Source organism: Spiroplasma citri, assembly GCF_001886855.1.
Taxonomy (GTDB): Bacteria; Bacillota_I; Bacilli_A; order Mycoplasmatales; family Mycoplasmataceae; genus Spiroplasma; species Spiroplasma citri.
In genome coordinates this window covers 936,441-951,147 of record NZ_CP013197.1, presented here as the reverse complement: position 1 = coordinate 951,147, position 14,707 = coordinate 936,441, and the positions used below count along the sequence as shown (strand labels likewise).

Genomic DNA, 14,707 nt, shown 5'->3' with positions numbered 1-14,707 from the left:
TTTAGAAGGAGTTTGTCAAAAGAATGGATAAATTTAATATTAACGAGAAAATGAAAAGAACGAAAATTATTACAACAATTGGGCCAAGTACACATTCACCGGGTGCCATTGAAGAATTGTTTAAAACAGGAATGACAACAATTCGCTTAAACTTTTCACATGGAGATCATGCTGAACAAGGAGCACGAATTGTATGAGCACGAGAAGTTAGTGCTAAAATTGGAAAACCAATTTCAGTGTTATTAGATACGAAAGGACCAGAAATTCGTGCTGGAATAATGAAAGGTGGGAAACAAGAAATTGTTGCTGGAGCAACAGTTACGATTTATTCATTACCAACAGAATATCAAAACCGTGAAGGAACTGGAACAGAAATCACTGTTTCATATGATATGTCACAAGATTTAAAAGTTGGTGATGTGGTGCTAGTTGATGATGGAAAATTACAGTTAAATGTTACTGGTATTAAACCAGGCATTATTGAAACAAAAGCTTTCAACCATCATATTGTTAAAACAAACAAACGAATTAATTTACCAGGGGTTGACTTTACATTACCATTTTTAGCTGAAAAAGATATTAATGATATTAAATTTGGAGTTGAACAAGGGATTGACTATATTGCAGCATCATTTGTTAACACAGCTGGTAATATCAAAGAAATTCGCAAATTATTAAAAGAGTGTAAAGCTGAACATGTTCAAATTATTGCCAAAATTGAATCACAAATTGGAATTAATAATATTGATGAAATTATTGCCGCCGCTGATGGAATTATGGTTGCACGAGGAGATTTAGGTTTAGAAATTCCTTATTATGATGTTCCATATTGAGAAAAAATTATTATTCGTAAATGTCGTGAAGCAGGGAAAATTGTTATTGTTGCAACACAAATGTTAGAAACAATGACAGAAAATCCATCACCAACGCGAGCAGAAGTAACTGATGTTTATTTTGCAACAGAATTAGGTTCTGATGCAACGATGTTATCAGGTGAATCAGCAAATGGTGATTATCCGTTTATTGCTGTTCATACAATGGCAATGATTAACAAACGAGCAGAGCATGAATTTTATTCAAAATTGTACTATGAAAAGCAATTAGAAGACGCTATGAATTCAACAACAGGCCCACGCGCTGATATTGCTAAAAAATTAGCAAATAAATGTAAAGATGGAAAATATGAGTATGCCGTTGTTGTCTCAAATACAGGGGAATTATTAAAAACAATTTCAAAATTCCGCCCAAATGTGGTAATTTTAGGAGTTAGTCCATTACCAGAATTATATACTGCCTTTGGATCATGACATTCAATTTTTATGAATAAAGTTGATAATTATGAAGCATTTAAAACAGATGAAAAAGCAATTTGTGAAGTGGCAAAAAAATGAGGGGCAAAAATTGGTTCAACAATTCTATTTGCTCGCAATGAAGAAATTAAAGAAATTACAATTAAATAATTAAACTAGTTACCCATGGTCTAATATTCCTCTTTTCTCAGCAAGTTAAGGGTGATGGAAGCTTAATAAAAGAATGATTAGATTACTAGTAACAGCAATTAGTTTACGTTTAAGCACTTTTCGTTATTAAGTGTGAAAGATAAATTAGGTTAAATCCTAATTTAATTAGGATGGTACCGCGAAGAACTCGCTCCTAGTATTATTGCTTTAAGTAATATTGGGAGTGAGTTTTACTTTTTGGAAAGGAAGATGACAAATGATTAAAATTACATTACCGGATGGTCAAGTTCGTGAATTTAATACACCACAAACAATTCATGCTATAGCAAGTAGTATTGCATCAAGTTTAGGAAAAGCTGCCTTTGGTGGAGTTTTTGCTGGTCAAGTTCGTGGTTTAGACTATTTAGTAACAACTGATGGAACATTAGAAATTATTACTGATAAATCACCGCTAGCTTTAGCAATTTTGCATTATACAACAGCATTAATAACAGCAAAGGCAATTACTAATTTATATCCAACTGCTAAAATTGCTAAAATTGCCGCACAAGATGATACCTTTTTAGTTGACTTTGATGTGGAACCACATTTAAAAGAAACTGATCTTAGTGCTTTAGACCAGGAAGTAACAAAGTTAATTAATAATAATCTTGTTATTAAGCCTGTTTTAGGGGCACTAGCCGATGCAAAAAAATGATATAATAACAATCCCTATTTATTAACTTTTTGTGCAGAAACAGGGGCAGAACAAGGTGGATATTTACTTGGGAATGAATTGTATTTGCCAAATACTTATCCAGTTACAAGTTTGAAACATATTAAAGTCCTCAAACTTTGAAGCTTAGCAGGAGCATATTGACAAGATGATGCTAAAAATAAAATGTTGCAACGATTAACTGGAAGTTCACATTTTTCACGTGAATTATTTGAACAAGTATTATTCGCATATGAAGAACGAAGAGAGCGTGATCATCGTAAAATTGGGAAGGATTTAGAAATTTTTACTTTTGATAAATTAGTTGGACCCGGTTTACCGATTTGGTTACCAAATGGTATGGCATTAAAAAAAGTGCTCCAAGAATATATCCGAGAAAAAGAATGAGAATATGATTTTACTGAGGTTGATACACCAGTTATTGGAACTAGTGAAATGTATAAAATTTCTGGTCACTGGGATCATTACCAAGAAAATATGTTTGCCCCAATGGCACAAAATAATGAAATTAGTGTTTTACGTCCAATGGCTTGCCCTCATCATATTGCTGTTTATAATTATAAACAACGTAGTTATCGTGAGTTACCATTACGAATTGCTGAGCATGCTATTTTACATCGATATGAGACATCAGGAAGTTTAACAGGTCTAGAACGAGTACGAATGATGCAATTAACTGATTCGCACATCTTTTTACGTCATGACCAGTTGAAAGAAGAGTTTAAACGTTGTTTTAAATTAATTAATGAAGTTTTAACAGATTTAAAAATTACTGTTGATTATTACTCATTGTCATTACGTGATCCAGCAAATAAGGAAAAATATTATGATGATAATCAAATGTGAAATCATGCTGAACAAATGTTGCAAGAAGCATTAGATGATTTAAAAATTCCATATGTGCCAATGATTGGAGAAGCAGCATTTTATGGACCAAAGTTGGATATTCAAATTAAGGCAGCATTAAACCATGAAATTACTGTTTCAACCTTACAATTTGATTTTTTATTACCAAAAAAATTTAATTTAAGTTATATTGATGAAACAGGGGCAAAAGCAATGCCAGTAATGTTACATCGTGGTTTAATTGGGACTTATGAGCGTTTTATAGCAATTTTATTAGAACAAACAAAAGGAGTTTTACCATTTTGATTAGCTCCAAAACAAATTGTCATAATTCCAGTTAATAATGAGCATCATTTGGAATATGTTAATGAATTACACCAACAATTTAAAAAGTTAAAATTACGTACAACAATTGATGATCGTGATGAACGTTTAAGTTATAAAATTCGAGAAGCACAAGTTGCTAAAATTCCATATCAAATCGTTATTGGTGATCAAGAACGCGATAAAAAAATGATTACTTATCGAATTTACGGGCAAGAAGATCAAATTACTACTACTTTTGATAAATTTATTATTTTAATTAATGAGCAGATTATTAATAAAATTTAAAAAAAATATTTTTTTCAGGAAAATTTTATTTCATTTTTTTATTTTTTTCGCACCCCAAAATTATGATAAACTAAGAGTGGAAAAAACTTTTTAATGGATAAATATTTGCTAATATTTATATTTAGTTTTTATAATAAATATTATAAAGCAAAACGAGAATTATAATGTTAAATTGTTTAACTGAAAAGGATTGTTACTTTAGTTGTTGTCTGCATCAACAACTAAAATTGTTATAAATTTACAATTAACAAAAACAAGTATTTTGTCGTATTAATTAATTTTAAGAAAAACAATTACCCTCTCTTTGACATCACAGCTTTAACTTTATTTTTAACACAAGATATTTTCTAGTTTATTGTATTTATGGTAAGGTTAGAATAATACGAGAAAAATTGGTAAAGAAATGGCAGTTAATCTTTTTGAAATTGATTATTTACAATTATGTTTTTCTGATTTAGGTTCAAATTATATTAAACAATCAGAAATGACAGATATTATTTTATATCAAAATGAAATCCAAGTTGATAAATTACGATTTAATTATCATCAAAGCCATTTAGAAAAAGAATGAGATTCATTTAAACTTAAAATTGTTAATCCAACTGTGGCAACAGAAGTTTTTAATACTTGTTTAAAATTAAATTTTGCTCTAACAAACAAAATTAAGGTTCTTTGTAAATTAAAACCTCAGGGAAAAATGATTATCCGTTGTATTGCAAGTATTAGCCAAATTGTGCCATCTTCGCCAGTTTCTTTTGCAATTAATATTTTAAATCAAACGTATTAAAAAATATCTATATTGAAAATTTCTGCTTAAAAATGATTTTTAATAATAATCATTTATATATTATTTGTTTTAAATAACAAATAATATTTTTATTATATTTTTCTTTATTAATAAAATAGTTGGTGCTATTTAGAACGGAGGAACTATAAATGAGTAAATTATTAACAACAACTCCGCAAGAAGAGGGGTTTTATTTACCAGGAGAAACAAGCAATCATATCCAAACTTGAATGATATGACCGCATATGAAGGACAAACAACAGAAAGACGCTTTTCCTGCGCAAAAAATTTTTGCATTAGTTGCTAAAATTATTAGTAATTATGAACCAGTCCAAATGATTGTTAATGAACAGAATTACTTACGAGTTAAAAAAATGCTAGCAAATAGTAATATTAACTTAATAAAAACACATTATTATGATAGTTGGGCGCGTGATATAGGAGCACTTTATTTATTAAATGAAAAGGGAGAACACCGTGCGGTTAGTTTTGAATTCAATGGCTGAGGAATGCAAAATAGTTTAATGTTAAAAGCAAAAAATTTTAAATGAGACTATAATGTGGACAATAAAGTGGCTATTACAATGGCCAATACTAGTGGTCTTGATTATTATGTTTGTCCATTGGTGTTAGAAAGTGGGAGTATTAATGTTGATGGAGAAGGAACATTATATACAACAGAAGAATGTTTATTAAACCCTAACCCAATATCCGACTTTAACAAAACTTGAAATTAAACAATATTTAAAGCAATATTTAAATGTTAAAAAAATTATTTGAATTCCGCGCGGACTATATAATGATGAAGCGTGTGGTCATATTAACAATTTACTTCAAATTGTTGAGCCAGGACATGTATTATTAGCATGAACAGACAATAAAGATGATCTACAGTATGAACGAAGTGTAGAAGCTTTGTCATTGTTAGAATCAACAACTGATGCCAAAGGACGAAAACTAAAAATTACTAAAATTTATCGACCAATTCCATTATTTTTAACACAACGAGAAGCAATTGATCATGAATCTAGTTTATGTTTTAAACACCGAATGCCAGGTTTCCGCCCTTCCGCTAGTTATCTTAATTTTCATTTTGTCAATAAAGCGTTAATTTCTCCAATTTTTGGTGACCCAGTGTATGATCAAAAAGCAATTATGGTATTACGAAAATGTTTTCCAAAGCGGAAAGTAATTCCTATTTATGCATGCGAAATAATTATTGGTGGTGGGTATGGTATTACGAAAATGTTTTCCAAAGCGGAAAGTAATTCCTATTTATGCATGCGAAATAATTATTGGTGGTGGGGGCATTAATTCAATGACACAATCAGAATTTTAATCTTAAAATTCTAATATTTGTTTGTTTTTATCTTTACAAATATAATAATTATGGTACTATACGTTATTAAGGTGATAATAAATGCAAATGTTAAAACTTACTTAATTAATTGGAAATTATCTTATTAATTAAGTAAGTTTTTTTATGTTTATTAGAAATCAGGAAAGTGAGGTTATTTTTAATGAAAAATAAAAGTTTATTTAATTTAGAAAATTAAAGTGAATATGATGTTCATGGAATATTGACGACACCATTACAATTTAAAAATAATGAAAAAAAGTAAACTATCAACAAACAAAAATTGTGGCAAATCTTTTTTTCGAACCATCAACAAGAACACATTATTTGTTTGATGTTGCAGCACATAAATTAGGTTGTAAAACATTAAATTTTAATGAATTGTATAATGTACGATGAAGATGCAGAATCAATTAGCAAAATGATTGGAGATAAAACTGTTATTACATCTTCACTTTCCTTATCAGATTCAGGGCAAGGTGGTAGTAATAAAACAAGTTCGGGTGAACAATTATCTTACCACATAATTTATTTGACCCATATGTTTAATAATGTTGCTTTTTTTAAAAAAGCGTAAAATCAATCTTAGTGTTAACAAATTAGACATAAAATATGTGAGGATTATGATGTTATATCGGCTAAAAAATTCAATTATATGAGCAGATATTTTAAGTTTTAGTTTTGGCTTCTTAGGAGTTACTTTTGGAATCCTAAGTGTTTTAGCCTTAGAACCATTTTGAAGTGTTTATGCGAATATTCGTGATGACCAATCTTTTGCCTTAACAGCTTAGGATTAAAATTATATAATAGAACAAAAAATAGAACAAAAAATAGAACAAAAAATGAAACACGAAATGATAAACCTGAGGTTTTAAAATGTGAACGTTATTCATTTTATTGTGATTTTTTAAGTTTTATCTTTGGGATTATTGGTTTAATTTTTGGAATTATTAGTTTTGTAACATTGTTTCCAACTTTCTTTAATGAGTATACCTCATGATGAGCAACAATAACTTCCGTTTGTTTTGATGCTGTATCATGTGCTTTAGTTGGTGTTGCTATGAATTATTTTAATAAAGAAATTAAATTAACAAAATAGAAATTTTAAAGTTTTTTCCTTTTTTGACAATTATTTCGTTATAATATAATTAACTAGGTTCAATGGAAATGATTTAATAGTTTTGAAATAATTTATCAATTAGAAGGAAAAAATATAATGTTAAACAACCTTTCAAAGAAAATGAAGTTTATTTGACTAGGAATTTTAAGCGGAGTTCTTAGTATTTTTTTAATTCTAGGAATTGGCTTAACTGTTCCTGGGATGGGCTTAGAATCTTTAAAATTTATTAATAGTTTAAAAACCCAAATTCAACGAGCATTTCCGCATGGAAAGTTTGTAATAAATGGTAAGATTAAAATTTATGAAACACTTGCTAATACTGTTTTAAAATCATCGTATGAAGCTGATATTTTATCAGCCTTAAATTTTTACGAAAAACCAGAAGAAAACGAAGCAATAAAACAGAAATATTTACAGTTTGCTGCGACATGATTTTATAATCGTTGGGGGGCAACAATTGCAAAGCGAGAAAATATTGATTTATATGATATTGGGCTTGATTTAATCGAATTTGATAAAAGTGTTGCGACTAAATTTCATTCGTATGGTTATGTTCATACTGGAATGGAATGAATGTTTAGAAGTGGTGGAATTAACCAAATGTTTAGTTCAGGTTTAAAAGAACATGCATTAATTCAGCAAACAATTAATAATCAAGAAGATTATAATCAAATGATTGATAGTGTTGGACCTGACATCAATGGATTAGTTGTAAACAAATCAATTGGAACATATCTTGTTAATAATAAAGTTTGATTTTTAAATATGCAATTAAAAAACCTTGCTTATGGAATGACAGCGATGGCTGGCGAAAGTATTTTTGTTAATCCGGCTTTAACACTACAAGATATTATTGCTCCAATTACTGTGGATGATTTATATCACCCAAATTTTGTTAGTGCATTAAACACCACAAGAGCAGGAACTGTTTTTATTTTAATGTGACCATTTTTATTAATTAGCATTGGACCGCTTATTATTATCATTATTAGAAAAAAGAATTAACAAAGGAGAAAAAATTATGAAAAGATTTTTTACTTTACTTGCTGTTTTAAATGTAGCAACTGGGAGTACTGTTATGGTTGCGAGTTTTACCATTGCCCAAGGAGCACATCTTAACCCTGTTGATTCGTTATTATTAATTGGGAAAGATATTGATACATCAAAAGCAATTGATGATGCAAAAAGTAATTTACAATTTACAAATTATTATATTTTAGGGGATAGTTTAAGTGATTCGCATGGGATTGAAAAACTAGTCAAAAATAGTTTTAAATTAGATATTAAAATTGGCACTAATGATCCAAACAATTTAGAAAATTATCAAAATGGCAGTTTGTCAAATGGAAACACAGCTGCTGTATTATTAAATGCTAAGCTTGGTTTTGACAAAATTCGCCCAGGAATTCCAAATGATTATGCTGGTGATTTTGGCCGTAATTATGCAATTGGGGGGGCAACCGCTGTTGATGTGGTGGGAACATCCGGGATGTTATTAAACCGTGTTACAATTGAAAAACAAGCCCAAGCATTAGTTAGTCAGCATAAATTACGTTCAACAGACTTAGTTTTATTTGAAATTGGCGGTAATGATTTGTTTCAAATTATTGATACAACAGATCCACAAACAGAGTTAGCACTGATGCACCAAAGTGTTGAACGCATTAAAATCGCATTATTTACCTTATTAAATAATGGGATTCGAAAAATATTATTTTCTGATGCACCAAATGTTAGTGCAATCCCACGTTATAATAACCAAAATACAGATGATACTTTAAAAAAACGAGCAAATAATATTTCAACAGAGTTTCATGCGCGAGTAGCAAAAATGATTGAATTAGCAAATACATATTACAAGAATGCTATTCGTAACTGAGGATTATATGATAATTTATCTGTGCTAATGACTGAATTTAAAGCACGCCATCCAAAGGGAAATATAACAGTTAATTTTAATAATTTAAATTTAGATTTTATAAAAATTATTGAAGAAAAAATGTTAAATGCACAACGTAATCCGGCCCTGCCAGCAAATGCTAACATTGATGATTATTTCTTTTTTGATATTGTTCATCCAACAAGAGAGGTTCATCAGTTAGTAATGGAACATTATTATCAAACTATAAAGGAGTGAACTTAAAATGAAAAGATTATTAGCGTTTTTAGGAAGTCTAACATTAGTAACAACTTCAGTTGTACCAACTATTGGGTGTGTTAATCCTGAAACTAATCTTCCAAAATTACAACATTATCAAGCAAGTTTAGCAGCATTAAATAGTAAAGTTGCAAAAATGGCTTACATTAGTAATGACCATAAATATGATTTTAATTATTTAATGTCCCAGTTTGCTCAACCAATGTATTTAAAAGATTTACCAAGCCAACCAGATCAGCGGGAAGACTTACAAGAGTATAATCGTTATGCTGAATTATTTAATCGATATTATGGTAATTCTTATTTAAAAAGTGATTTAAAAACAAACTTAAACTTAACGAATAATTTTAAACCAGCAGCAGCAAACAAAATGATTTCAAATGTGGCTCAATTAGGTTCACAAATTTTTACTATCCTTGCAAAAGAAGGACTGCCTGGTTTATTAATATTAATTGCAAATGGTCATTTATTAAATAATTTCTTATCACCAACGATTTTAAAATTTGCAAGTGATCTTCTTGATCAAGAAACGTTAAGTTCTTTTCGCGATGCTTTTGATGATTCAATTTATCAAGGGATGACTTATCAAGAATCATTAACATCGGGAATGATTGGTCTTGTTAATGCTGTAAATGAATTAACAGGGCAACCAGAACGGTTTGACTATAAAAATAAAGCAAATTTAGAAGCAACAGCAGTAAACTATACAACTGCCTTAAAAACATTTGGAACAACAATTGTTAAAATAATGAATCAGAAAATTGATTTTAAATTTAATCTAATTAATAATTTAACCGCAATTAGTGAAATAATTCGATTTAGTCGCATTGTTTTAAATTATTTGCAACAATTTAATGCAAGTGAAATTGCAACATGAAATGATATTGTCAAAGTTCGTACTGCTTCTTATCAGGTTAATTCAAAAATAGATTTACAACAAATTATGCGTAATTTATCACAATGATTAGGAGAACCAACAGGAAATGGCTTACAAAATTTAATTGCCATTTTATTGCAAAGTTCTGAACATCATCAAATTAGTTCAACGCTTTGAGAAAATATTGCCTTTTTAGCAAGAGAAGATTTAACACCAGCTGGGTTATCAGCTTTTGGTAAAGTTATCATTAATATTTATCAACCACTTGATTTAATTGTGACAAAAGGTTATACCGGAAATTTAGTCTGAGATTTGATTAATACAATGGCTTCTGGTGAATCATTAAATGATATGGTTTGTTTTTTAACAAATTCATTAGTTGAAAAGAACTTACCATCAAATTTAAAACCAATTGTCGCAAAAATTGTTACTAATCCGAACGCTGTTAACGATTTATTTTTAGAATTATATCAGGGTGATATTTTAGGTGATATTTTTACAATGTTATTACCAAATTCATCCCTTGCAAAAATTAAAAATTTAAAAATGCTTTTTACAGAACCATTACAAAATTGATTACCAAATAATGAACTAACTAATTTTATTAAAAATAAAAGTATTGTTGAAGTTCTAAAAGAGGTAACAGCTGCCATAACACAACCAGCATTTATTGCTGCAAAAGATGTTTATCATTTGTTTGACCGTTTTTTAAGGTCAACTGCTAATCACTCATGACTTTTACGTGATGCTTTATTAAATTCAGATACTTTTTTGGAAACATTAGGATTTAAAGATCAGTCAATTATTGAAAACAGTCCCTTATTTTATTTAAATAATATTTTAGAAAACATAAAAGGGATTAATGGTGTTTTTACAACTTTAACTAAATATCTTGCTGATTTTGATAAAAGCCAAAATGTCATTTTGCAAGAAATGCAAAAAACTGTTGCTAAAATAAATGTTACTGTTCTAGCACAACCAAACGATAATGTTTTTGAATATCAAATTAATGATAAAATTATTACAATTACGGTTGCATTCCACAATAATAAATATTTTATTAGTGAAATTATAATGAATTAAAGATGTTAAAAAGGTTATGATTTATAGAAAAGAATAACCTTTTTTATTGAAAATTGATATAATAATAGCAAGAAATGAGGGTTTTAAAGGATGGCAAAAAATATTTTTGGAAAAAAAAAGAATCGTAATTTATTATTAAATTATTTTAAACCATCAATTTATGTTAAAAATGTTAATAAAATTAATCTTGAATCATTAAAAAAACATGGAATTAAAGTTTTTATTTGTGATTTAGATAATACTTTAACCCCATTTTATCGTGGTATTCCGAATGCGGATAATTTAAATTTAATTCAAAAGGTAAAAGAATTAGGAATGATTTTTGTGTTAGTATCAAATAATGCTCGAAAACGAGTTGAACGGTTTGCGCAAAAAGCAGGAATTGAACATTATTATTGAAATGCTAAAAAACCATTATTAAAATATTTTCGCTTTATTTCACGGCAATTTAATGCTAATCCGCATGAAATGATTATGGTTGGTGATCAATTAATTACCGATGTTTTATTTGCTAATCGGGCACATATGGAAAGCATTTTGGTTGTACCAGTAACAGGTGTTAATGAATCAAATCGTTTAATGCGTTTATTAGAAAATTTACTTTATAAACGGTTAGCTCAAAAAAATATTTTACATAAGGGTTTCTTTGATGAAGGAGAATATGGATTAGACTATGATATCTTATAAAAAATGTTCTGGTTGTGGGGTTGTTTTGCAAGACACAACACCAAACGACCTTGGGTATGTTGAAACATTAACGCAAGATTATTGTTATCGTTGTTTTCGATTAACACATTATAATGAATTAGTTACTTATAATGTCCCAGCAATTGATTTTCTTGCCAAGTTACGCCAAGATTATCACTTGAATTGACATTATTTTTATGTTTTAGATGTTTATGATTTGGATGGAACAAGAGAGTTGGCATTAGAACAACTATTACAAAATAATAAAGTAACTTTGATTATTAATAAAATTGATTTAGTAAATAAATTAATTAATCCTCATAAAATTATTACTTATATTACTGAACTTTTTAGAACCTCAGTGCTTTTTTCGAAACTAGAAGATATTATTTTAGTTAGTGGATTAAAGAATTATGGGTTAGATGAATTATGGCGATATATTAAACGACAAACTAATGATATTGTTTTTGTTGGTAGTTCGAATACTGGGAAAAGTACATTATTAAATAGTTTAATTAAGTTAACTAACCAACAACAAAAAATTACTGTTTCAAATAATCTTGCAACAACATTAGGCAAAATTGTTGTTAATTTGGGAACTAGACATAAAGTTTATGATACGCCTGGAATTATGAATAAGCATAGTTTGCTTTCGTATCTTGCCGAAAATAATAAAAATATGATTACTAAACAATTACTAAAACCAATGACATTTCAATTAAATTTAGAACAAACAATTTTTTATGAAGGATTAGCGAGTTTTTCATATCTTACAGGTTTAAAAACAAGTTTTCATTTTTATAAAAATAACAATTTGAAATTACACCGGACTAAATTAAGCAATAAGGATTATTATTTTACCCATCATTTATCAACCGCTGCCGTTAAATTAAAAAATTATCAAGAATGAACTGAGCGAGTGATTGAAATTAATGAACCAGGTAATTATTCGTTATTTATTGCTGGGTTAGGATGAATTAGTTTTAAAGGCCAAAGTGGTCAAAAAATAATGGTTGGAACTCATCAAAACATTAAAATTACACTACGAAAACAGTTTATTTAGTTTTATAATTAACAGTAGATAAGTAGAAAGGAAATAGATTATTATGAATCTTGTTAAAAAATATCCTTATATAATTACTGATTTAGATGGCACAATTGCGGGGAAAGGTTATTTAATTAATCCAGAAACATATGAAGCATTACAAACATATCAATTGGCTAGTAATTATCACTTGTTTTTAGCTTCAGGGCGATTAGACTTAATGGCAAAAGAATATTTTGCAAAGTTAAAAATTAAAACACCAATCATTTCATGCAATGGTGCTTTAATTCGTGATAGTTTAACAAATGAAATATTATATCAGCAACCTTTACCACAAGCATTAGCTCTTGCGGTGTTAACAAATGCTATTGAAGGAAATGTTGATCATATTGTTTATACTGCTAACATGGTTTATGGTCATCCTGGATCAAGTCGGATTGCTTTTATGTTAAAATATAATGCGCAATTAGATAATGATAATTATCTCATTCCAATTGATACTGAAACTGATTATGTATCATTATTAAAAAATAATGAAATTGAAGTTTTAAAAATTTTGTTTCCTTTTAATTCATCCGCTGAATTAGAACAAGTGCAAGCTATTTATCAGCCATTTAAAAATGAGGTTGATGGTGTTTTCTCTCAAAAAGATTTATTTGATATCCAAGCATTAAATATTAATAAGGGTAATGCTTTTAAAAAATTATGTGTTTTAAAAGAGTATGATCCACAACAGTTTATTTTTTATGGTGATAATTATAATGACCTGGAACTTGCTAAAATTGTTGGTTATACTGTTGCGATGGGGAATAGTGTCTTAGAATGGCATCATGTAATCGAAGTGCAACAAATCAATTCTGAAAGGAGTTGATTTTTTATTGAAAAGAAACATTATTTTATTTTGCGGTCCTTAGTAACTAAGTATGGAAAAGATATTGTTATTAATACTGTAAATAAGATAGTAATTAATAATTTAAAAGAAAATGAATAAATTATCCGCGTAATTTATTAGCGGTAATTTATTCAATATTGTTTATTTTGAGCGTAGCGAACACGCGGAGCGTGACGCGATATTTTTTAGAAAGGAGATGTATTATGCCAACTTGATTAACGACAATATTTAGTGTTGTTATTATATTAAGTATTTTTACTTATATTGGTTTATCAATTTACCAAAAAATTAAACAAATTCGAGGAAAGAAAAAAGATAAAAAAGAAATTGAAAGAAAGGAGAGTAATAAATAATGTTAGGTATGTATTTAACAACAGCGTTTAATTTTTTAACAGCACCTACACCTAAAACTATGTCTGAGGGTATGACTGGTATTTGAACTGGTTTATCTAGTGCATTATGAAAAGTTAAAGAAGGTATAACAAATATTTTACCTGAGATAATGGTTTTCTTAGGTGAAGCGTGAATTATATTAATTCCATTTGCTATATTTTGTATTATTAAAATTTTAAACTTTTTCCGTGTTATGGTTAAAGGATTTTAATATTTATTATAATCGATTATATATCTTAGTTAAGGCACACTAGCTTTTATGTGAATTAAATAAATAATTTTATTGTTTATTTTTACACTATACACTGTTCACAAATTTTAAAAAAAAGTAGGTATATTTATAAAAAATATTATAAAAATTTATTTCCCAAATCTATTACTAGTATGACCCTTAATAGAAATATTCTTATTTTTATTAAATCCTACTAAAAAAATATTTTTCATAACAGACTCAATATTATGAATAATAAACAATATAGATTTATCAACTATAGAAAATATAGTTAAATTTATATGTATAATAGAGATTTTTATTATCCCAATATTAACGATAGTAATAAAGTTTATTAAAAAATAAATTTGTAAACAGTGTATAGTGTAAAAATAAACAATAAAATTATTTATTTAATTCACATAAAAGCTAGTGTGCCTTAACTAAGATATATGATCGATTAT

The 14,707-nt window shown here is 28.2% G+C and carries 16 protein-coding genes and 2 pseudogenes; all 18 read left to right on the top strand.

Going from position 1 to position 14,707, the window contains the following annotated elements:
• Positions 1-23 precede the first annotated feature (23 nt).
• The 18 genes and pseudogenes from pyk (at position 24) to SCITRI_RS05325 (ending at position 14,243) form a co-directional block, all read left to right on the top strand.
• Positions 24-1,460: a pyruvate kinase gene (pyk, locus tag SCITRI_RS05390; protein ID WP_071937533.1), complete on the top strand. Its 1,437-nt coding sequence runs from the start codon at positions 24-26 to the stop codon at positions 1,458-1,460.
• A 256-nt stretch (positions 1,461-1,716) separates the two neighbouring features.
• Entirely contained in the window at positions 1,717-3,633 is a 1,917-nt protein-coding gene (thrS, locus tag SCITRI_RS05385; protein WP_071937532.1) for a threonine--tRNA ligase, read from the top strand.
• Between the two features lie 403 nt (positions 3,634-4,036).
• The gene (locus SCITRI_RS05380) at positions 4,037-4,420 is read left to right on the top strand and encodes a hypothetical protein (protein WP_071937531.1); all 384 of its coding nucleotides are present in this window, start codon (positions 4,037-4,039) and stop codon (positions 4,418-4,420) included.
• 149 nt (positions 4,421-4,569) lie between these two features.
• Entirely contained in the window at positions 4,570-5,157 is a 588-nt protein-coding gene (locus SCITRI_RS12075; RefSeq protein ID WP_250638239.1) for an agmatine deiminase family protein, read from the top strand.
• A pseudogene (locus SCITRI_RS12070) lies at positions 5,138-5,590 on the top strand (agmatine deiminase family protein); the annotation flags it as partial. The gene SCITRI_RS12075 and the pseudogene SCITRI_RS12070, both read left to right, overlap by 20 nt.
• A gap of 61 nt (positions 5,591-5,651) precedes the next feature.
• Entirely contained in the window at positions 5,652-5,759 is a 108-nt protein-coding gene (locus tag SCITRI_RS12475) for an agmatine deiminase family protein (RefSeq protein ID WP_147077360.1), read from the top strand.
• 241 nt (positions 5,760-6,000) lie between these two features.
• A pseudogene (locus SCITRI_RS12470) lies at positions 6,001-6,155 on the top strand (aspartate carbamoyltransferase); the annotation flags it as partial.
• Positions 6,154-6,354, top strand: coding sequence for a DEAD/DEAH box helicase family protein (locus SCITRI_RS09635; protein ID WP_147077358.1), 201 nt, complete (start codon positions 6,154-6,156; stop codon positions 6,352-6,354). The pseudogene SCITRI_RS12470 and the gene SCITRI_RS09635, both read left to right, overlap by 2 nt.
• Positions 6,355-6,400: 46 nt before the next feature.
• Positions 6,401-6,568: a hypothetical protein gene (locus tag SCITRI_RS11500; protein ID WP_237237844.1), complete on the top strand. Its 168-nt coding sequence runs from the start codon at positions 6,401-6,403 to the stop codon at positions 6,566-6,568.
• Positions 6,514-6,876 (top strand): hypothetical protein, encoded by a 363-nt coding sequence (locus SCITRI_RS05365; protein ID WP_237237843.1) that lies wholly within the window; start codon positions 6,514-6,516, stop codon positions 6,874-6,876. Before SCITRI_RS11500 ends, SCITRI_RS05365 begins: the two co-directional genes overlap by 55 nt.
• 117 nt (positions 6,877-6,993) lie before the next feature.
• Entirely contained in the window at positions 6,994-7,902 is a 909-nt protein-coding gene (locus SCITRI_RS05360; protein WP_071937530.1) for a hypothetical protein, read from the top strand.
• Between the two features lie 16 nt (positions 7,903-7,918).
• A complete protein-coding gene (locus tag SCITRI_RS05355; RefSeq protein WP_071938059.1) occupies positions 7,919-9,040 on the top strand; it encodes an SGNH/GDSL hydrolase family protein in 1,122 nt (373 codons plus the stop codon).
• A 1-nt stretch (position 9,041) separates the two neighbouring features.
• The gene (locus SCITRI_RS05350; RefSeq protein ID WP_071937529.1) at positions 9,042-11,015 is read left to right on the top strand and encodes an MOLPALP family lipoprotein; all 1,974 of its coding nucleotides are present in this window, start codon (positions 9,042-9,044) and stop codon (positions 11,013-11,015) included.
• A 90-nt stretch (positions 11,016-11,105) separates the two neighbouring features.
• On the top strand, positions 11,106-11,702 hold the full coding sequence (locus SCITRI_RS05345; RefSeq protein ID WP_071937528.1) for a YqeG family HAD IIIA-type phosphatase: 597 nt from the start codon (positions 11,106-11,108) through the stop codon (positions 11,700-11,702).
• A gap of 25 nt (positions 11,703-11,727) precedes the next feature.
• The gene (locus SCITRI_RS05340) at positions 11,728-12,765 is read left to right on the top strand and encodes a GTPase (RefSeq protein WP_237237842.1); all 1,038 of its coding nucleotides are present in this window, start codon (positions 11,728-11,730) and stop codon (positions 12,763-12,765) included.
• Between the two features lie 43 nt (positions 12,766-12,808).
• Positions 12,809-13,738 (top strand): HAD-IIB family hydrolase, encoded by a 930-nt coding sequence (locus tag SCITRI_RS05335; protein ID WP_237237841.1) that lies wholly within the window; start codon positions 12,809-12,811, stop codon positions 13,736-13,738.
• 104 nt (positions 13,739-13,842) lie between these two features.
• Complete coding sequence (locus SCITRI_RS05330) at positions 13,843-13,992, top strand: hypothetical protein (RefSeq protein ID WP_071937130.1); 150 nt, start codon at positions 13,843-13,845, stop codon at positions 13,990-13,992.
• Complete coding sequence (locus tag SCITRI_RS05325) at positions 13,992-14,243, top strand: hypothetical protein (RefSeq protein ID WP_071937131.1); 252 nt, start codon at positions 13,992-13,994, stop codon at positions 14,241-14,243. The genes SCITRI_RS05330 and SCITRI_RS05325 overlap by 1 nt, the downstream gene beginning before the upstream one ends.
• The last annotated feature ends 464 nt before the right edge of the window (positions 14,244-14,707 follow it).